The organism is Mesorhizobium shangrilense (assembly GCF_040537815.1).
GTDB lineage: Bacteria > Pseudomonadota > Alphaproteobacteria > Rhizobiales > Rhizobiaceae > Mesorhizobium > Mesorhizobium shangrilense.
Map to the genome: position 1 here is coordinate 622,647 of NZ_JBEWSZ010000002.1, position 18,944 is coordinate 641,590.

Sequence of the window (18,944 nt, forward strand, 5' to 3'; positions counted from 1 at the left end):
AAAAAACCCGGCGGTGAGCCGGGTTTTCAGTTCGACGATGGCGTCTTTGATCAGGTCAGCGACGCGGTAAAGCGCTGGATGCGCGTGCAGGCTTCCTCCAGCAGCGTCTCCGAGGTGGCGTAGGAGATGCGGAAGTTCGGGCCAAGACCGAAGGCCGAGCCGAACACCACCGCGACGCCTTCGGCTTCGAGCAGTTCCGAGCAGAAGGTCTCGTCGGTGTCGATCGCCTTGCCGGCCTTGGTCTTCTTGCCGATCAGCTGCGCGCAGGACGGATAGACGTAGAAGGCGCCTTCCGGCGACGGGCAAGAAATGCCGCGCGCCTGGTTGAGCATCGAAACGACGAGGTCGCGTCTCCCTTGAAAGATCGCCTTGTTCTTGGCGATGAAGTCCTGCGGGCCGTTCAGCGCCTCGACCGAGGCCCATTGGGCGATGGTGCAGGCACCCGAGGTCTGCTGGCCCTGGATCATGTCCATCGCCTTGATCAACTGCACGGGACCTGCGGCATAGCCGATGCGCCAGCCGGTCATGGCATAGGCTTTCGACACGCCGTTCATGGTCAGCGTGCGCTCGTATAGTTTCGGCTCGACCTCGGCGATGGTCTTGAAGACGAAATCGCCATAGGTCAGGTGCTCGTACATGTCGTCGGTCAGCGTCCAGACATGCGGGTGCTTGAGCAGCACGTCGGCCAGCGCGCGCAATTCTGCCTCGGTATAGGCGGCGCCCGAAGGGTTCGACGGCGAGTTCATCAGCAGCCATTTGGTCTTCGGTGTGATCGCTTTTTCCAGCACGGCGGCCGTCAGCTTGAAGCCATTGTCGATGGAGGTGTCGGCAAACACCGACGTGCCGCCGCAGATCGCCACCATCTCGGGATAGCTGACCCAGTAGGGGCGGGGGATGATCACCTCGTCGCCGGGGTTCAGCGTCGCCATGAAGGCGTTGAACAGGATCTGCTTGCCGCCGGTGCCGACGATAGTCTGCTCCGGTCTGTAGTCAAGATTGTTCTCGCGCTTGAATTTCTTGGCGATCGCCTCGCGCAGCGGCACGATGCCTGAGACCGGCGGATACTTCGTCTCGCCACGGCGGATGGCTTCGATCGCCGCATTCTTGATGTTGTCGGGCGTGTCGAAATCCGGCTCGCCGGCGCCGAGGCCAATGATATCACGGCCGGCGTTTTTCAGCTCGCGCGCTTTCTGCGTCACCGCGATGGTCGCGGAAGGCTTTACGCGGGAAAGGGCATCGGCAAGAAAGGCCATGACGAATTATCTCCAAAGAGGTCCTCGCGGCCAAGGACGGCCGCGGCGCCTCTCATGTCGCATGATCTTGCCGAGTGCAAGCATTGTCGGCTGAGCCAGCGCTCAATGAGCCGTGATTGTGGACCCGTGATTGGGGATCTGTGGCCGGGACTTGTGATCGGCAACAATAAATTCATTAACGGCCGGTAGACCCTTGCATGGCAGGATCACAATCCAATTCCGCCAGTCTTGCGGAGCGAGGAACCCTTGTCGCGCAGCATCGGGCTTGCCCACATCATTCGCCAGAAGGACGGCACCTCGACCGGTGTCTGGGGCATCTACACGCTGCAAAGCGCCTTCCAGCCGATCTTCGCCTTCAAGGAAGGCAAGCTTTCCGTTGTGGCGTTCGAAGGGCTGATCCGGCCGTTCCGGGACGGCGAGCCGCAGTCGCCGATGAGTTTTTTCAGCACTTGTCCGGCCGCCGATCGCTTGCATATCGAGGCACTGACCCGGACCTTGCACCTTTTGAATGCTGGTGCCTGCCTGCCGCAGGAAGCATCGATCTTCATCAATTTCGATCCGTCGGTGTTCACCGAACGCACGATCGCCGATAACGCGCTGCGAGAGATGCGGCTGGTGCTGCACGAGGCCGGTATCGATCCGCGCCGGGTCGTCTGCGAGGTGACCGAGCAGAGATCAGCGTCGCAGGAAACGCTGTTCAGTTTCGTCGCGGCGCTCCGGGGCAACGGCTTTCGCATCGCGGTCGACGATTACGGCGCCGATGATTCCGACATCAACCGCATCAAGGAACTGAAGCCCGACATCGTCAAGTTTGACGCCTTGTGGATCACGCAGCTGATGGAATCCGGCGCTGGTTTCGCGCTGCTGACGGCCATGGTGAAAAGCTTCGAGGACCAGGGCATCCGCACCGTCTTCGAAGGCATCGAGGAAAGCTGGCAACTCGAACTGGCCGAGAAATCGGGCGCCTCGATGGTGCAGGGCTTCGTGCTGGCGCGACCCGAACTGGCTCCGACCAGTTTCCACGCCTTCGACAAGGACAAGCAGCCGCCTCCGGTAACGCCCGACGCCGGCAAAACGCCTGTGACCGCGCCTTCGCCGCGACCGGCGAAGGCCTTCGGGCGCAGGGTGACGCCATGAATACGCGGCCAGACAGGCGACGGGATGTCGGCGATGCGATCTTTGCCGACGAGGTCGGCATCGAATACGGCATCTACGGCGAATTCCGGTTGCGCAGTGCCTACCAGCCGATCTTCGCCCCGCGCGGCAGGTTTTTGGAACCTGTCGCGGTCGAGGGCCTGATCGAGCCCTATCTCGACGGCCAGCCAGGTGCGCCACAGGCTTTCTTCGACGGCATTCCGGCCGCCGACCGGCTATATGTCGAAGCCATGTGCCGGGTGCTGCATCTCAGGAATTTCCGCAACATCGGCGTCGATGGGCTCGACCTGTTCTTCAACTACAACCCGCTGATCAACGACCATCCCGGGCGGGCGCTGGCCGAGATTCGACTGATGACCCGGCATCTCGCTGATTTCGACCTGCATCCAGGCATGCTGGTGTGCGAGATCACCGAACAGGCCGCCGATGACGCGTTGCTGTTGAGGCTGGTGCGCGAGATGCGGCGCGACGGCATCCGCATCGCCATCGACGATTTCGGCACCGGCCATTCGACGGAGGAGCGGGTAGGGCTTCTCAAGCCCGACATCGTCAAGATCGATGGTGCGTGGTTTTCGCAACTCTGCCGTCACGCCGCCGCCGAAAAATTCTTCCGGCCGCTGGTTTCGACGCTGCATGAGCGTGGCGCCAAGGTTCTGGTCGAGGGGATCGAGCAGGCCGTGCATCTGCGCGTCGCGCTGGAAGGCGGCGTTGACCTGCTGCAAGGGTTCCATCTTGCCCGGCCGAAGCTGGCCGGCACGATCTTCAACGAGAATCCCCTGGCCATCGATGCGCTGCTCGAACCCGAGAGCAAGGTGGTTCAGTTGCATCAGCGCCGCTGATCGACCCGCCAAAACAAATCACTGGATGAGGCCGCAGGCCCTGCGATAATCGCGCCGTGCGTGATGCCCGGGGAGCGGAAATGATACTCTACAGCATGATCGACAGCGGCAATTGCTACAAGCCGCGCCTGCTGATGGCCAAGCTTGGGCTGAGCTTCATCACTGTCGAGGTCAGCTCGCACACCGGCGAGACGCGCAAAGCCGACTTTGTTGCCAAGAACCCGAACGCCATGGTGCCGCTGCTCGAACTCGACGACGGCCGGCGGCTGGCCGAATCCAACGCCATCCTGCTCTATCTCGCCGAAGGCACGCGCTTCCTGCCGGCGGACAGATACGAGCGCGGGCTGGCCTATCAATGGCTGTTCTTCGAGCAATACAGCCACGAGCCCTACATTGCCGTGCGCAAGGCCCTGCTGACCTTTCCCGAGCGGGCAGGGGATGCGACGCCGGAGCGGCTGGCAGTGACGCTGGAGCGCGGCAACAAGGCGCTCGGCGTGATGAACAAATACCTGGAAAACAACGGCTTTTTTGTCGGCGATTCCTTCAGCGTCGCCGACGTCGCGCTCTATGCCTATACGCACACGGCAGAGCAGGGCGGCTTCCAACTCGACGCCTACCCGGCGGTGGTGGCGTGGCTGAAGCGGGTGGAGGCGGATCAGGGGCATATGCCAATGGAGTGGGTGGGGTAGGCAAGGTCGACAATTGGCGAAACCGGCGACGAGAGCGTCCTTCTCCCCGTTCTACGGGGAGAAGATGGCGGCAGCCAGATGAGGGGCGGCGCCAGCCTTCATTGTGCTTGGCTCTGCGATCGTTCCTCTTGAAGCGTCGGCGCTGCCCCTCATCGCCCTGTCGGGCACTTCTCCCCGTATAGTGACGGGGAGAAGGACGCAGCTTCGCCGCCTTCGCCAATTGTCGATGATTGGGGACGCGATTCACAGAGGCCGGGTTCGGCCCGCGCGAACTTCAGCCAGAGCCTGCTTGGCAAACTTATCAAGTCTGCCGGCCTTGGCCGTCGGCCTCGATCTGCATATCCCACAAATCTGCCTGAAACGCCTCGAACCATTTGGCAAAGGCCTTTAGTTCTTTGGGGCACAGGGCTGCGATCGATCTTTCGATCTGTTCGAGCTTGGTCATGAATTGAAAATATCATGAGAGGGGTCGTAAAGCGAAACGCCTCAACCCCGGACAAACAAAAAGGCGGGATAAATCCCGCCTTCCCATTCTTGGTAGCCTGATTGGAGCGTCCGGTCCGGGCTGGCAGCTATCTGCTGATCCAGCTTGTCGGGTCTTTCCGCTCCGGCGCGCTTCTCGCGCGACTGTCAGTACATCCGTGACTTGCCGTGCGCCCCGGACCTTCGCCCGGCGCGCGCCATTCGCAAAATCAGGCTGCCTTGCTCAGAGAACCAGCGGACGACTTGCCAGTGCGGCGGTCCTGCTCGATCTCGAAGTTGATCTTCTGGCCTTCGACCAGGGTCGACAGACCAGCGCGCTCAACAGCGGAGATGTGGACGAAAACGTCCGCGCCGCCATTGTCAGGCTGGATGAAGCCGAAGCCCTTGGTGGAGTTAAACCACTTGACCGTTCCAGTTGCCATAAAAATAGTCCTTGCATTTGCTTTGGTTTGACCAGACCGAAGTCCAGCCGGTGTGCATCGAGATTTTGGAGATAGACGTCAGCAAACGCGAAGATCGCGAGGCCCGGATCGATCGGCCGAAATATCAATGGGGCTGATATAGTCTGCTTTTGCACGGAAAACAAGATGGCGCGAAAAAAGGCACGGTGGCGGCGCTGCCCAATGGCCGCCCCAATCGCATGAAACCGTTGCGGCAGGCCCCCCGCTTTCGCGGGCAGGGACTGGTTGTGGAGAGGGTTATGAAGGCTGTTCCGTTTGCCATCTGCCTGACACTGGTGGCCGCCCAGGCGCAGGCGATCTCGCGCTACGATCCCACCCATATGAGTTGCAACAAGATACAGTCGACGATCGCCCGCGAAGGCGCGGTCATCCTGCGCTACCAGTCGTCGCGCGTGCCGGGCCTGCCGCTCTACGACCGTTATGTGCAGAGCGAGCGGTTCTGCAACATGGGCGAGGTCCGCACGCGCGCTTCGGTGCCCAGCGCCGATACGAGCTTCTGCCCCGTCTACATCTGCAAGCGGCCCGATGTGGACCGGCGTTTCCACCGGCGCTTCTTCCACAATTAAGGTGTGCTGATATTCAGGTGATGCTGGCCTGACCTGAATCTCAACACACCTTTGAGGCGATGCCCTAAAACCCGAACGACACCTGCGCCGGCGGCGGTGGGCCGACGCGCACGCCTTCCATGGCCAGCATCTTTTCCTTGGTGACCGAGCCGCCGGGCGCCGAAAAACCGCCGATCTTGCCGCCCGCGGCGAGGATGCGGTGGCAGGGGATGACCAGCGGCACAGGATTGGCGCCAAGGGCAGCGCCGGTTTCGCGGGCCAGACCGGTATGGCCGGCGCGCTTGGCCAGTTCGCCATATGTGGTGGTCTCGCCGAAGCTGAGCTTTCGTGCCTCATCGTAGATGGCGAGGCGGAAATCATCGATGCCGGCCAGATCGACCGGCACGCCGGTGAAGTCGACATCCTTTCCGGCGGCATAGGCCTTGATCGAGGCGATCAGCTCGACGACCCATTTCGGCTGCTCGGTCGAGGTCGAAACACCACCGTGGCGAAGCAGCCGGCGTTCCACCGCCTCACGGCTGCGCTCGGGCAGGCAGAGCCGGATCAGGCCCGTTTCGCTCCATGCGATGCCCATGAAACCGATCACTGTTTCTAACACTGCGTGGCCGGCTGTGATCGCGGACGTGTTTTCCATGACGTGCTCCTTTCCGCAAAACGGCGAAAAACGGCTGTTGGTACGAGTACAGATAGGGAACAATATCGCACTTTGCCCTGAGCCCCGCCACCCGAAAACCATCAAGTGGCCCCGATTGCCCGGCGAGAATCGCTGGTGTAAGGGGTTTCTTAACATCCGACGAACCGGACCCGAACGCGGCTTGCCAGCAAAACTCAACCTTATCGCGATCGGTGTGATCCTTGCCGCCGCAAGCGTCAGTGGCTGCACCTCGACGTCGCAGATGAAGCCGGCGCCTGCCCTCAGCGAGACGGCGACCGCCGCGGGCGCCGATGCCGGCTTTACGATACCGCTGCCGGAAACGGTTGCGGTGCTGCCGGAATCATCGGGCATCGCGCCGGTCCAGACGGCCGAACTGACACCGGGCCAGGCCGCGCTGCCGGCCGAACCCGCGGCCGCCTTTGCCGGGCCGACCCCGCTGGCGGCACCTGCCGCTGCGGCCATGATGTCGGCCAATGCCGCGCCGGCCCCTGTCAGGGTCATCGCCACAGCCGAATCCGCCTATTCGATCGCAGGCTTGGCGACGCCCGCCACGCTGAAGTCGGCCAAGCCGATCCTTGCGCCGATTGCCGGCGGCACGGTCGTGCAGGGAACGATGATGCCCGGTGTCCAGCAGGTCGCCTATGTGGTGCCGCAGAACCCGGCAGCACTCATCCAGACCCCCATGGCGCCGGCGCAGGACCATTCGACCGGCACGCGTAGCGATGTCGAGCGCCTCATCGCGAAATATGCCGCCCTCTACGAGGTGCCGATCGACCTGGTGCGTCATGTCGTCAACCGCGAGAGCACCTTCAATCCCAAGGCCTACAACAACGGCCATTGGGGGCTGATGCAGATCAAGCACGCGACGGCGCGCGGCATGGGCTACGAAGGCCCGCCCAAGGGTCTGTTCGATGCCGAGACCAATCTGAAATACGCGGTCAAATATCTGCGCGGCGCCTGGCTGGTGGCCGGCGGCAACGCCAAGCGCGCCGACCTGCTCTACCAGACCGGCTATTATTTCGAAGCCAAGCGCAAGGGCCTGCTCGAGGCGACCGGCCTTGGCCGCGACAGCTTGCGCCGCCGGCTCCAGCCCGATGCCTGAACGTGATGTTTGAGCCAGGTCCGCCTGCGCCAAACGACGTCCGGCTGCGCAAGATCCTCGACGACACGCTCCCTTCGCCGCGCTGGCCCGACGGCTTCCTCATGCGGACTTTCGAACACGCCGACGCGCAAGCCTTGCACGCGCTGCTGACCGAGGTGTTCGACGACGGCAAGGATGGGCCGTTCGACGAATGGTGGCCGCGCATTGCCGATGACGCGGAATTCGATCCCGCGTTGTGTTTTCTCGTTATCGACGGCAAGGGCCTACTGGCGGCGGCGGCCCTGTGCTGGACCTCGGCCTTCGTGAAAGACCTTGTCGTGCACCCCGAGGCGCGGGGGCGGGGCATTGGCGAGGCGCTGATGCGGCACGCCTTTTTGACATTTTCCGCTCGCGGCGCCGGTCATGTCGATCTCAAGACCAACACGCTGGAGAGCGCAGCCGCCGTCCGTCTCTATGAGCGGCTGGGGATGAAGCCCGTCGCCTGGGAAGGTTAGGGCCGATCGGCTCCGGGGGATTTCCTCCCGCCCAATGGAAGGTGCGCCGCTTTGTGAACAGCTTCACATAGGCCGCCTCAGGCACATGCTAACCCTGCGTCACCACGTCATTCAGCCGATCCGGGATCGTCGATCGGCTGGGCACAGGAGGAGGCTGCACCGGCATGTGCCAGCCCCTCCAACGGCGGGTCCCGGGGCGCGGGTTTCCGGGACCCTCCTGCTCGCGTGCATGCTTGCATCTTCAGATATCCGGCGCGTTGCCGATCTTCTGCTTGAGATCGACCGCCCAGGCGCGGCCTTCGTCGCCGCCCCACAGCAGCCAGGCGATATAGCCGGCCGAGGGGTTTGCCTCATTGCCGTAATTCCTGCCGCGCTTGTCGACCTCGTGGCGGGCGAAATAGCTGACCATGCGCCGGATGGTGGAGGGCGCAAGCTTCTCGCGGTTCTTCAATTCAGTGGCACGCGCCACGCCGATCTCGGTGCCGCCACGGCCGAATTCCGCGCGCAGGCGCAAGCCCCTGGCGGCATTGTCGGCGACCACTTGCGGGCAGCGCAGGTCGATCTCGTCGGCTTCGTCCATTTTTTCCCCAATCCGCCAAGCTCTAGCCGACAGGAAGAATGCGGGGAAGGGGAACCGGTTCCGGGCAGGGTTGCATGGTGTTGCCGCCTCGCCGAGAATGCCAGGGGGATGGACAAGCGGGGATGGGCAATCAGGAGTTCGCCATGGCGCAATTCACCGTCAATCCGCAGCGTTTCGACCCCTACAAGAACTACCGCTTCCGGCTGAAATGGGATGGCCGCTATGTCGCCGGCATCTCGAAGATCAGCGCGCTGAAGCGCACCACGGCGGTGGTGGAGCACCGCGACGGCGGCGAGGCCGGCACCACGCGCAAATCGCCGGGCATCACCCGCTTCGAGCCGGTGACCATCGAGCGCGGCGTGACCCACGACCTCGAATTCGAGCAATGGGCAAACAAGGTGTGGGACCTCAACGCCGGTCCGGGCGCGGAAGTGTCGCTCAAGGATTTCCGCAAGGACATTATCCTCGAATTCTACAACGAGGCCGGCCAGCTGGCGCTTGCCTACAGGATCTATCGCTGCTGGCCCTCGGAAGTGGAGATGCTGCCCGAGCTCGACGCCAACGCCAATGTCGTGGCGATCCAGAGCATGAGGCTGGAGAATGAAGGCTGGGAGCGCGACACCAGCGTCGGCGAGCCGGCGGAGCCGAGTTTCACCGATCCGCCGTAAGAGCGCTCCGGGCGCGGCGGGAAAGAAACTGTCCACCAAGGCGGCAGGCCGCATCTTGCCTGAGGCTGACCGACGGTTAAGCTTCGATCCAGACCGAAACCCGGAGAGACCATGATGCGGTTCTTACTGACCGGCCTTGCGGCCCTGATCCTCGCCGCTCCGCTGCTGGCGGGCGTGGCGCGCGCCGACGATTGCGACAAGAACCAGATGACCCTGAATGAGTGCGCTGGCAAGGCGTTCGACGTGGCGGACAAGGCGCTGAACGACACCTACAGGCAGATCAATGCCCGTCTCAAGGATGATGCCGCGACCAAGAAGCTGCTGGTCGACGCGCAGAAATCCTGGGTCGCCTTTCGCGATTCGGAATGCACGTTCCAGTCGTCGGCCAGCGTCGAGGGCAGCATCTATCCGTTGCTCGTCGCCAATTGCCGGACAGGCCTGACCAACGACCGCGTCAAGCAGCTCAAAGCCTATCTGGACTGCCAGGAAGGCGATATGAGCTGCCCGGTCCCGGCGCGGTAGTTTTCCTCCGCCCTTTCCGGGCATGGGCAGTCCTTCATTGTCTCGCCGCCATGAGCAAGAAATGTCGGAACCGATCGTGACGCAACGTCCTTCGTCTGTAGAGCGCGCTTCAAGCGCGCAGATGGAGATGACCATGATCACGTTCCCCAACGAATCCGCCAGATACCGTACCGCCCGCGAAAAACTGCTGCAGAAGGAAATCCAGCTGCGCCGCGCCATGGAAGACGTGGCGGTGGCGCGGCGCGCGCTGCCGCCGGGCGGGCTGGTGCCGCAGGACTATGTGTTCGACGGGCTGGGGCCGGACGGCAAGCCGGCGCGGATAAAACTGTCGGCGCTGTTCGCGCCGGGCAAGGGCTCGCTGATCCTCTACAACATGATGTTTCCGCGCCATCCGCGGGACACGCGCGCGGTGGCCACGAGTGGCGGCACGGCGAAGCTGGCAAGGCTGGACCAGCCTTGTCCGTCCTGCGTGGCGCTGCTCGACCAGTTCGATGGCGCGATCGGCCATCTCGAAGCCGCCGATTTCAATTTCGTGGTGGTGGCCAAAACGCCGCTCGAAAACCTCATCACGCTTGGCCGTGATCGCAGCTGGCGCAACATGCAGCTCTTGTCGTCGGCCGGCAACAGCTTCAAGCGTGACTACAATGCGGAGGACGCCGATGGCGCGCAGTTGCCGGTGCTCTCCGTGTTCAACCGCGATGGTGACGGCATCCGTCACTTCTGGTCGTCTGAACTGGGCTTCGTGCCGCCTGAGCCCGGCCAGGACCCACGCGCCCTCGGCACCTGCGAGATCCTGTGGAACCTGATGGATTTCACGCCGGAGGGAAGGCCAAGCTGGGACGAGCAATTGCAGTATGGCGAGGGGTGTTGTGATTGAGGGGGGCGGGGTTGGCTTCCCTTCTCCCCTTGTGGGAGAAGGTGGATCGGCGCATCAGCGCCGAGCCGGATGAGGGGTGCTGGAAGAAATTATGCCTTGCTGGATTCTAGTCGCAGTCACCCGAAATGACGTCATTGCTGACCGTATCGCCAAGCTGGAACACCCCTCATCCGACCCGGCGCTAACGCGCCGGCCCACCTTCTCCCACAAGGAGAAGGGAGGCGCGCTTCGATGAGCAATTGCCGTCTAGAATACCGACATCAACCTTCGGAGGGTTCCATGCCCAAGCTCGACCTATCCGCCGTACCCGTCCGCAAGGGCTCCGGCTATCCCGCTCCCTTCGACGCCCCTTGCGCCGATCGCACACGCCGCCGCCTGGGCGATGCGGGCGGCCTCAGGGATTTCGGTGTCAACCTGATGACCTTGCCGCCCGGCGGCTGGTCCAGCCAGCGCCACTGGCACAGCCATGAGGATGAGCTCGTCTATGTGCTGGAAGGCGAACTGACGCTGGTCGAGGATAACAGCGAAACTCTGCTCAAGGCCGGCGATTGCGCGACCTTCGCCAAGAGCAGCGGCAATGGCCATCACATGATCAACCGGTCGTCCACGACGGCCCTCTACCTGGAGGTCGGCTCGCGCAATCCCGACGATGTCATCTCTTGCTCCGACATCGACATGATGAGCCCGAGCTCGGATGGGCGGTTTTTGCACAAGGATGGCACGCCGTATCCGGGGCAGGGGTGAAGGTCGCGCTGGCATTCGGCGGGCGGCGCGATAAGCTTCTAAAACCACAGGTGTCGCGCAGCCCCCTCATCCGACCGCTTCGCGGCCACCTTCTCCCCGAGGGGAGAAGAGGTTGGCGCTGGCGCTGATTGGCTCCTCTCCCCTCGGGGAGAGGTCAGCCGAGCGTAGCGGAGGCTGGGTGAGGGGGCCTTTGCGCCAGCCTACGTTCAAACCCAGGGAGGACCACCATGAAGAAGGAAGTCATCGAAGTGCCGGTGCTGTCGGCGGCCGTGCGCGCGCTGGGCGTGCCGTTGTCGCTGGTGACGAAGGCCGCCGGGCTGGTCTTCGTGTCCGGCACGCCGCCGCTCGATATCGTGACCGGCAGGCTGGTCAAGGGCGACATCGAAACCCAGACCGAGGCGTCGCTGAAGGCGATGAAGCACTGCCTGGAAGCGGCGGGCACTTCGCTGGACAATGTCGTGATGGTACGCGTCTACGCTGTCAATTCCGGCTTCTACAACGCCATCAACCGCGTCTATGCCCGGCATTTTCCCGAAAATCCGCCGTCCCGGACCTTCGTGCCGGTGGCGTCGTGGCCGATGGAGTTCGATATCGAGATCGAGTGCGTGGCGGTGGGTTGAGCGGCTGGGCTCCCCCTTCTCCCCTTGTGGGAGAAGGTGTCGCCGAAGGCGACGGATGAGGGGTGTTCCAGAAGACGACAACGCCTCATTCCGTCCAACACCCCTCATCCGTCTCGGCGCTATCGCGCCGATCCACCTTCTCCCACAAGGGGAGAAGGGGAAGGGCGCTCTCCATGACCTGCTCCGACATTGATATGATGAGCTGCAACGCCGACGGCCGCTTCCTTCACAAGGGTGAGCGGCTGGCTGGACCATGCGTCAGCGCTGGCGTTCGGCCGGTGGCGCTATAAGCTCCCTGAAACCCAAGGGAGTCTTGCCATGAAAAAAGAAGTCATCGAGGTGCCGGTGATGTCGGCCAAGGTGCGGGCGCTCGGCCTGCCGTGTTCGACAGCGGTGAAGGCCAACGGCTTCGTGTTCATCTCGGCGACGCCGCCGGTGGACATGGTGACCGGCGAGATGGTGCGCGGCGACATCGAGGTTCAGACCGAGGCGTCGCTGAAGGCGCTGAAGCACTGCCTGGAAGCGGCGGGCACCTCGCTGGAAAACGTGGTGATGGTGCGCATCTACGCCGTCAATTCCGGCTTCTACAACGCCATCAACAGGGTTTATGCGCGGTACTTCAGCGTGAATCCGCCAGCGCGGAGCTTTGTACCGGTGGCGTCTTGGCCGATGGAGTTTGATATCGAGATCGAGTGCGTGGCGGTGGCGTGATCTGGGCTGTACCTTTCCCCTAAAAGGACAAGGTGCCACCGAAGGCTGCGGGTGATAGGTGTCGCAAGAAATAAGGCCTGCCATCAAGGGCTCAGATGTGCTGTCACGAGCGTAGTGCCAGATCGGAATGCCGATTATGCGGCTCGCAATGCTTCCGGGGATAGGAGAAGATAAATATCTTAGTGAAGGATTGCATGTGATGGTCGGCAAATTATAGTCTGCGCAGGCAGAGGGAGGGCTCAATGGCAGAAAAAGAAGCGAGGTCTGGTGCAGACGCACTGGCTGGAAAAGAAGAAAAGAAATCTCAACCTAATCGAGAGATAGCAGGAAATATGCCTTACACTACGAGTGTGGGCGTTTTGAAAAGAGCCCTTCAGAAAATACCAGTCAGTGAACGACCACCAAAATTCAACAAGGATTTTCTAAATACTGTTTTTGAAATCACCGGGGGGAGTTCAATACCGGTGATACCTATCCTAAAGAGAGTCGGATTTCTGACGAGCGATGGAACGCCCACGAATTATTACTCTGAGTTTCAAACGAGTGGTGGCAAAGCGTCAGCCGCGCTTCACGCGTTGAAGACAGGTTTCGCCGAGATTTTTAAACGAAATCAATATGCTCATAAGGCCGATCGAGATAAGATCGTGGATACAATTGTCAGTATCACCGGCCTGACACGCACCGATAGAATTGTTGGATATATATACGGTACGTTCAGCGCGTTCCAAGAGTATGCGCAAGGCGCAGAAGAAGTGAAGCCTGTTCCGACGACGGGAGCGAATGGGTCCGATACAGCGACGCCTACGCAGGATCGCAGCGGAAGTCCTTTATTGAGTCTTAATGGTATTTCATATCATATTAATTTGGTGCTTCCGGCAACTACAAATATAGAAATATATAATACGATATTTAGGAGTATTAGAGAAAATTTAATCAAATGATCGACCTTCAGAGATTAGAGCTTTTCGTCTTAAAATGTGCCGTTATTCAGGCGGACGTGGAAAAATTTGGCCGAATCGACAATCCCATTGCGGGGTGGGACTCTTCTGTTTCTGATAGCGGATATGACGAGTATGTGTCTCAATTTTCCGAGGATAGCCGCTCAGGTGCTCGAAAAATGGCATCGTACTATGAATTATTCTATCTAATAGAAAATGACATTCGAAGAATAATCCACGAAACTTTGGAAGAGAGCCATGGGCGATCGTGGTGGGATGTTTGTGTTGATCAAGCAGTAAAGGATGAAGTTGAGAAGAATCGTAAGAGGGAGCTCGAACTGGCTCTTTCTATCCGATCTGAGCGAGAGATAGACTATACGACTTTTGGCCAGCTTGGCGACATAATCAGAAAAAATTGGACAAATTTCGCAGGCATTATGAGCAATCAACCGGCTCTATCAAGAGTTCTGCATCAGCTTAATGTTCTACGCGGCACGATCGCCCATTGCGGTTTTCTGGCCGAAGACGAAGTTGATCGTCTCCACCTGACAATCAAGGATTGGTTCCGCGTGATGGCGGGTCCGCGATAGCCCCCTCAAGCAAAATACTCCTGCAACGGCCTGACTTCCAGGCTCCCCGCCTTCAGCGCAGCAATCGCTTCCGCCACCGCCGCCGCGCCCGACAGCGTCGTGTAATACGGCACCTTCTGCATCAGCGTGGCGCGGCGGAGCGACTTGGAGTCCGATACCGCTTTCTGGCCATCAGTCGTGTTGAACACGATCTGCACCTGGCGGTTGCGGATGGCGTCTTCGATGTGAGGACGGCCTTCCAGCACCTTGTTGATCTTCTGGGCGTCGACGCCGTTTTCGGCGAGGAAGCGTTGCGTGCCGGAGGTGGCCAGCACCTTGAAGCCGAGGCCGGCGAGGCGCTTCACCGCCGGCAGGATGCCGGCCTTGTCCTCGTCGCGCACCGAGACGAACAGCGTGCCGGAACGCGGCAGGTCGACGCCGGCGCCCAGCTGGCTCTTGGCGAAGGCCAGCGCGAAGTCGCGGTCGAGGCCCATGACCTCGCCGGTCGAGCGCATTTCCGGCCCGAGCAATATGTCGACGCCGGGGAAGCGGGCGAAGGGGAACACCGCTTCCTTGACCGCGATGTGGCCGGGGTTGCGGGCATCGGGCAGCGGGCCGTAATGGGCGAAGGCGTCTTCCAGCTTCTCGCCGGCCATGATGCGGGCGGCGATCTTGGCGATGGGACGCCCGATGGTCTTGGCGACGAAGGGCACGGTGCGCGACGCGCGCGGGTTGACCTCCAGCACATAGACCGTGCCGTCCTTGATCGCGTACTGCACGTTCATCAACCCGCCGACATTGAGCGCGCGGGCAAGGGCCGCCGTCTGGCGCTCCAACTCGTCGACCAGTTCCGAAGGCAGCGAGTGAACGGGGAGCGAGCAGGCACTGTCACCCGAATGGATGCCGGCCTCTTCGATATGCTCCAGGATGCCGGAGACGAAGGTGTCCTTGCCGTCGCAGAGGCAGTCGACATCGACCTCGATGGCGCCCGACAGATAGGTGTCGAACAGCAGCGGGTTCTTGCCCAGCAGCGTGTTGATCTGGCCGGTCTTGTCGTTGGGATACTTTTGCTTGATGTCCTCCGGCACCAGGCCAGGAACGGTGTCGAGCAGATAGGATTGCAGCATGCCTTCACTGTGGATGATCTGCATGGCGCGGCCGCCCAGCACGTAGGAGGGGCGCACCACCAGCGGGAAGCCGAGCTCGCCGGCGACGAGGCGGGCCTGCTCGACCGAATAGGCGATGCCGTTCTTCGGCTGGCTGAGGCCGAGCTTGTGCAAGAGCTTCTGGAAGCGGTCGCGGTCTTCGGCGAGATCGATCATGTCGGGCGAGGTGCCGAGGATCGGAATGCCGGCCTTCTCCAGCGCGTCGGCGAGCTTCAGCGGCGTCTGGCCGCCGAACTGGACGATGACGCCGACCAGTTCGCCCGATGTCTGTTCGACGCGCAGGATCTCCAGCACGTCTTCCGCCGTCAGCGACTCGAAATAGAGCCGGTCGGAGGTGTCGTAGTCGGTCGAGACCGTCTCCGGATTGCAGTTGATCATGATCGCTTCATAGCCGGCGTCGCGTAGCGCGAAGGCGGCGTGGCAGCAGCAATAGTCGAACTCGATGCCCTGGCCGATGCGGTTGGGGCCGCCGCCGAGGATGACGACCTTTTTCCGCGATGACACCTGCGCCTCGTCGGCCAGCGCGCCGGCGAACGGCACTTCATAGGTCGAGTACATATAGGCGGTGGGCGAGGCGAATTCGGCGGCGCAAGTGTCGATGCGCTTGAAGACCGGATGAACGTCGAGCTTGTCGCGGATTTTCGCAATCACGTCGGCGTCGGTCTTCGTCAGCGACGCGAGGCGGGCGTCCGAAAAACCCATCGCCTTCAGCATGCGCAGGTTGACGGCATCTGCGGGGATGCCGTGCTCGCGGATGCGGGCTTCCATGGCGACGATGCCGGCGATCTGTTCGAGGAACCACGGGTCGATCTTGCACATGGCGTGCACGTCTTCCAGCGAGGTGCCCATGCGGATCGCCTGCGCCACCATGCGCAGCCGGTCCGGCGTCGGCGTGCCGAGTGCTGCGCGGATGGCATTGCGGTCATCGGCGTGGTTGGCGGTGGCGGCGCCGTAGCCGAGGCCGGGGATCTCGATCTCGTCCAATCCCGTCAGGCCGGTCTCCAGTCCACGCAGCGCCTTCTGCAGCGATTCCTGGAACGTGCGGCCGATGGCCATGACTTCGCCGACCGACTTCATCGCGGTGGTCAGAACCGGCTCGGCGCCGGGGAACTTTTCGAAGGCGAAACGCGGGATCTTCGTCACCACGTAATCGATCGACGGCTCGAAGGAGGCGGGCGTGGCGCCGCCGGTGATGTCGTTCTCCAGCTCGTCCAGCGTGTAGCCGACGGCGAGCTTCGCGGCGATCTTGGCGATCGGGAAACCGGTTGCCTTCGAAGCCAAGGCCGACGAGCGCGAGACGCGCGGGTTCATCTCGATGACGACGAGACGGCCATCGGCCGGGTTGACGGCGAACTGCACGTTGGAGCCGCCGGTCTCGACGCCGATCTCCCTGAGCACCGCGATCGAGGCGTTGCGCATCATCTGGTATTCCTTGTCGGTCAGCGTCAGCGCCGGCGCGACAGTGATGGAATCGCCGGTGTGCACGCCCATCGGGTCGATGTTCTCGATCGAGCAGACGATGATGCAATTGTCCGCCTTGTCGCGGACGACCTCCATCTCATACTCCTTCCAGCCGAGTACGCTCTCCTCGATCAGCACTTCGGTGGTCGGCGAGGCGTCGAGGCCGGACTGGACGATCTCGTAGAATTCGGCGCGGTTGTAGGCGATGCCGCCGCCGGTGCCGCCCATGGTGAAGGACGGGCGGATGATGGCGGGCAGGCCGACATGGTCGAGCGCCTGGGCGGCGATCGCCATGCCGTGGCTGATGTAGCGCTGCTTGCGGTCGCCTTCGCCGAGGTTCCAGCGGGTTTCCAGCGCGTCGAGCGCCGCGTCGAGATCAGCGGGAGCTTCGGCCTTGACGGCGGCGCGCTCGGCCTCGTGCATCTTGCGGTCGGTGTTCTTGACGTCGGTGGCGTTGGCCAGCGTCGACTTCGGCGTTTCGAGCCCGATCTTGTGCATCGCCTCGCGAAACAGCGCGCGGTCCTCGGCCTTGTCGATGGCCGTGGCGTCGGCGCCGATCATCTCGACATTGTAGCGGTCGAGCACGCCCATGCGGCGCAGCGACAAAGCGGTGTTGAGCGCGGTCTGGCCGCCCATCGTCGGCAGCAGCGCGTCGGGCCGTTCCTTGGCGATGATCTTGGCGACGACCTCAGGCGTGATCGGCTCGATATAGGTGGCGTCTGCCAGTTCCGGGTCGGTCATGATGGTGGCCGGGTTGGAATTGACCAGGATGACGCGGAAACCCTCTTCCTTCAGCGCCTTGCAGGCCTGAGTGCCGGAATAGTCGAACTCGCAGGCCTGGCCGATGACGATGGGGCCGGCCCCGATGATCAGGATCGACTTGATGTCAGTGCGTCTTGGCATGGCGAAGTTCCGTTTGGCGGGCGGCTTGCACAAAAAACCGGGACGGGAAGACCCGGCCGGTTGTGCTCGCGATTCTGGTATCAGGCTAGGTGGGCCTTATAGGGAAGAGTTTTGGCGGATGTAACCCCGAAAATGAGGGATTAGGCAGTAGGGCAGTAGGGCAGTAGGGCAGTAGGGCAGTAGGGCAGTAGGGATGGTCACTCCCGGCCCTTCACATACTGCCTTACTGCCCTACTGCCTTATTCCCCTTAACCCTCAATCCCCGAACGCCAGCGTGTCCGTGATCTCGAAGCGCTCGGAGACGCCGACGCGGATCATGCTCAGGCTGCCTTCGCGGGTGAAGCGGAAATCGCTGCGCGCGTTCGAGCCGGCGGGCATGCCGGCGTAGAAGGAGATGACGCGCGTGCCGCCATCCGGCCAGGTCACGGTGACGTCGGCCTTGTCGCCGCCATTGCGCACGACGCTGACCTCGCAGCGCGTCATCGGCTGGCCGACATAGCGGGCACAAGGAATCTCGCCGGTGGCATCGGGAGCGCGCGCCAGCGCCGTCGGCGGTTCGACACGCGCGACGGTTTGCGGGTCGATGGACTGCGGGTCCACGGTTTTCGGGTTTGTCGCCGGCGCCGCGCCTGCCAGTTCAGGACGTGGTGTCGGAACCGGAATTGCTGACGTGACAGGGGCTGCGGCATCGTCGGTGGGGTCGTTCGCTGCCGTCACGGCGGGCGTCGCATCGGCTGCTGGTGCGTTGGCTGCCGGGGCGTCGGATGCCTGGCCGTCGGCTGCCTGGGCCGGGCTCGGCGCCTGCCCGGTCTGGTCCGGCGGGACCTCGGCGGCCGCGTGATTGTCCTTCGCCGCGAAGGCCAGGCCGTAGGCATCCTGCATGGCGGCGCGGCCGATCGCGGCGGCGGAATTCACAGCGGTTTCCGCCGCGTGGTCGGCGCTGCCCAGCCGCGCCGCCAGATCGGGCGGCGGGGCAGGCGGGGGCTGTTGCGAAGCAGGCGGCGGCGTGGCTTCGGCCAAGGGGCTCGCGGGCCCGGTCGACGGAGCCGCGCTGGCCGTTGCAACGGTTTGCGACGCGCTGGTGGCGGGCTCGGCGGGCTTGTCGGTGGCGACCGCCGGCGCCACGACAGGATCCGTCAGAGGCGTGGCATCGGCGACAGGTGCGGGATTGGTCGGGATCAGGTAGCGGGCAGGGGCCCAGCCGCCCACCTTGGGATTGTCGACGTCCTCGACCTTGCACCATTGATGGCCGTTGACATCGTTGCAGCCGAGGTTCTTCACGCTGGAACCATTGGGCAGCCGCGCCTGAAGCCTGCCGATCGGTGATGCCGTGGCGCGGACATTCAGCATATCGTCAGGCGCAAGACCGCTGACAATCGAGATGACGAGCGGCGATTCCTCGGCGATGGCCGGCAGCGCCGTGAACAACACCGGGGCGGCAAGCAGCGCGTGCAACGTCGTTCGGAGCGTAACTGTGCGCCTCATCAC

General features: G+C 62.5%; 21 protein-coding genes. 14 read left to right on the forward strand and 7 right to left on the reverse strand.

Annotation, left to right across the window (positions count from 1 at the left end):
• Nucleotides 1-50 precede the first annotated feature (50 nt).
• Nucleotides 51-1,253: a pyridoxal phosphate-dependent aminotransferase gene (locus tag ABVQ20_RS27680; protein ID WP_354462828.1), complete on the reverse strand. Its 1,203-nt coding sequence runs from the start codon at nucleotides 1,251-1,253 to the stop codon at nucleotides 51-53.
• Between the two features lie 246 nt (nucleotides 1,254-1,499).
• Here ABVQ20_RS27680 and ABVQ20_RS27685 point away from each other — a divergent pair, with 246 nt between their 5' ends.
• The 3 genes from ABVQ20_RS27685 (at nucleotide 1,500) to ABVQ20_RS27695 (ending at nucleotide 3,936) form a co-directional block, all read left to right on the forward strand.
• Entirely contained in the window at nucleotides 1,500-2,390 is an 891-nt protein-coding gene (locus ABVQ20_RS27685) for an EAL domain-containing protein (RefSeq protein ID WP_354462829.1), read from the forward strand.
• Complete coding sequence (locus ABVQ20_RS27690; RefSeq protein ID WP_354462830.1) at nucleotides 2,387-3,247, forward strand: EAL domain-containing protein; 861 nt, start codon at nucleotides 2,387-2,389, stop codon at nucleotides 3,245-3,247. Before ABVQ20_RS27685 ends, ABVQ20_RS27690 begins: the two co-directional genes overlap by 4 nt.
• An 80-nt stretch (nucleotides 3,248-3,327) precedes the next feature.
• Nucleotides 3,328-3,936 carry a glutathione S-transferase family protein gene (locus ABVQ20_RS27695; protein ID WP_354462832.1) on the forward strand — a complete coding sequence of 203 codons (609 nt, stop codon included), beginning with the start codon at nucleotides 3,328-3,330 and terminating at the stop codon, nucleotides 3,934-3,936.
• 301 nt (nucleotides 3,937-4,237) lie between these two features.
• Here the strand turns inward: ABVQ20_RS27695 and ABVQ20_RS27700 are convergent, their stop codons facing one another.
• Nucleotides 4,238-4,381 (reverse strand): hypothetical protein, encoded by a 144-nt coding sequence (locus ABVQ20_RS27700; protein WP_354462833.1) that lies wholly within the window; start codon nucleotides 4,379-4,381, stop codon nucleotides 4,238-4,240.
• 247 nt (nucleotides 4,382-4,628) lie between these two features.
• On the reverse strand, nucleotides 4,629-4,841 hold the full coding sequence (locus ABVQ20_RS27705; protein ID WP_112396569.1) for a cold-shock protein: 213 nt from the start codon (nucleotides 4,839-4,841) through the stop codon (nucleotides 4,629-4,631).
• Between the two features lie 278 nt (nucleotides 4,842-5,119).
• Here ABVQ20_RS27705 and ABVQ20_RS27710 point away from each other — a divergent pair, with 278 nt between their 5' ends.
• Nucleotides 5,120-5,446 carry a hypothetical protein gene (locus ABVQ20_RS27710; RefSeq protein WP_354462834.1) on the forward strand — a complete coding sequence of 109 codons (327 nt, stop codon included), beginning with the start codon at nucleotides 5,120-5,122 and terminating at the stop codon, nucleotides 5,444-5,446.
• Between the two features lie 64 nt (nucleotides 5,447-5,510).
• Here ABVQ20_RS27710 and ABVQ20_RS27715 read toward each other — a convergent pair whose 3' ends face one another.
• Nucleotides 5,511-6,080: a methylated-DNA--[protein]-cysteine S-methyltransferase gene (locus tag ABVQ20_RS27715; RefSeq protein ID WP_354462835.1), complete on the reverse strand. Its 570-nt coding sequence runs from the start codon at nucleotides 6,078-6,080 to the stop codon at nucleotides 5,511-5,513.
• A gap of 181 nt (nucleotides 6,081-6,261) precedes the next feature.
• Here ABVQ20_RS27715 and ABVQ20_RS27720 point away from each other — a divergent pair, with 181 nt between their 5' ends.
• Nucleotides 6,262-7,203 carry a transglycosylase SLT domain-containing protein gene (locus tag ABVQ20_RS27720; protein ID WP_354462836.1) on the forward strand — a complete coding sequence of 314 codons (942 nt, stop codon included), beginning with the start codon at nucleotides 6,262-6,264 and terminating at the stop codon, nucleotides 7,201-7,203.
• A gap of 5 nt (nucleotides 7,204-7,208) precedes the next feature.
• Nucleotides 7,209-7,697 (forward strand): GNAT family N-acetyltransferase, encoded by a 489-nt coding sequence (locus ABVQ20_RS27725; protein ID WP_354462837.1) that lies wholly within the window; start codon nucleotides 7,209-7,211, stop codon nucleotides 7,695-7,697.
• Nucleotides 7,698-7,938: 241 nt separating this feature from the next.
• Here the strand turns inward: ABVQ20_RS27725 and ABVQ20_RS27730 are convergent, their stop codons facing one another.
• Nucleotides 7,939-8,277 (reverse strand): hypothetical protein, encoded by a 339-nt coding sequence (locus ABVQ20_RS27730; RefSeq protein WP_354462838.1) that lies wholly within the window; start codon nucleotides 8,275-8,277, stop codon nucleotides 7,939-7,941.
• A 143-nt stretch (nucleotides 8,278-8,420) separates the two neighbouring features.
• On the opposite strand from ABVQ20_RS27730, the gene ABVQ20_RS27735 reads away from it, so the two are divergent.
• The 8 genes from ABVQ20_RS27735 to ABVQ20_RS27770 all read left to right on the forward strand — a co-directional run bounded on the left by ABVQ20_RS27735 (nucleotide 8,421) and on the right by ABVQ20_RS27770 (nucleotide 13,947).
• Nucleotides 8,421-8,945 carry a phage tail protein gene (locus tag ABVQ20_RS27735; RefSeq protein ID WP_354462839.1) on the forward strand — a complete coding sequence of 175 codons (525 nt, stop codon included), beginning with the start codon at nucleotides 8,421-8,423 and terminating at the stop codon, nucleotides 8,943-8,945.
• 114 nt (nucleotides 8,946-9,059) lie between these two features.
• A complete protein-coding gene (locus tag ABVQ20_RS27740; RefSeq protein ID WP_354463153.1) occupies nucleotides 9,060-9,467 on the forward strand; it encodes a lysozyme inhibitor LprI family protein in 408 nt (135 codons plus the stop codon).
• A 133-nt stretch (nucleotides 9,468-9,600) separates the two neighbouring features.
• Entirely contained in the window at nucleotides 9,601-10,344 is a 744-nt protein-coding gene (locus ABVQ20_RS27745) for a DUF899 family protein (protein WP_354462841.1), read from the forward strand.
• 279 nt (nucleotides 10,345-10,623) lie between these two features.
• Complete coding sequence (locus ABVQ20_RS27750) at nucleotides 10,624-11,088, forward strand: cupin domain-containing protein (protein ID WP_354462843.1); 465 nt, start codon at nucleotides 10,624-10,626, stop codon at nucleotides 11,086-11,088.
• 227 nt (nucleotides 11,089-11,315) lie between these two features.
• On the forward strand, nucleotides 11,316-11,708 hold the full coding sequence (locus tag ABVQ20_RS27755; RefSeq protein ID WP_354462844.1) for a RidA family protein: 393 nt from the start codon (nucleotides 11,316-11,318) through the stop codon (nucleotides 11,706-11,708).
• A gap of 318 nt (nucleotides 11,709-12,026) precedes the next feature.
• On the forward strand, nucleotides 12,027-12,419 hold the full coding sequence (locus tag ABVQ20_RS27760; RefSeq protein ID WP_354462846.1) for a Rid family hydrolase: 393 nt from the start codon (nucleotides 12,027-12,029) through the stop codon (nucleotides 12,417-12,419).
• 242 nt (nucleotides 12,420-12,661) lie between these two features.
• A complete protein-coding gene (locus tag ABVQ20_RS27765) occupies nucleotides 12,662-13,360 on the forward strand; it encodes a DUF5343 domain-containing protein (protein WP_354462847.1) in 699 nt (232 codons plus the stop codon).
• On the forward strand, nucleotides 13,357-13,947 hold the full coding sequence (locus ABVQ20_RS27770) for a Swt1 family HEPN domain-containing protein (protein WP_354462848.1): 591 nt from the start codon (nucleotides 13,357-13,359) through the stop codon (nucleotides 13,945-13,947). Before ABVQ20_RS27765 ends, ABVQ20_RS27770 begins: the two co-directional genes overlap by 4 nt.
• Nucleotides 13,948-13,952: 5 nt before the next feature.
• Here the strand turns inward: ABVQ20_RS27770 and carB are convergent, their stop codons facing one another.
• Entirely contained in the window at nucleotides 13,953-17,456 is a 3,504-nt protein-coding gene (gene carB / locus ABVQ20_RS27775; RefSeq protein ID WP_354462849.1) for a carbamoyl-phosphate synthase large subunit, read from the reverse strand.
• Nucleotides 17,457-17,711: 255 nt separating this feature from the next.
• Nucleotides 17,712-18,941, reverse strand: coding sequence for an SH3 domain-containing protein (locus ABVQ20_RS27780; protein WP_354462850.1), 1,230 nt, complete (start codon nucleotides 18,939-18,941; stop codon nucleotides 17,712-17,714).
• Between the last annotated feature and the right edge of the window lie 3 nt (nucleotides 18,942-18,944).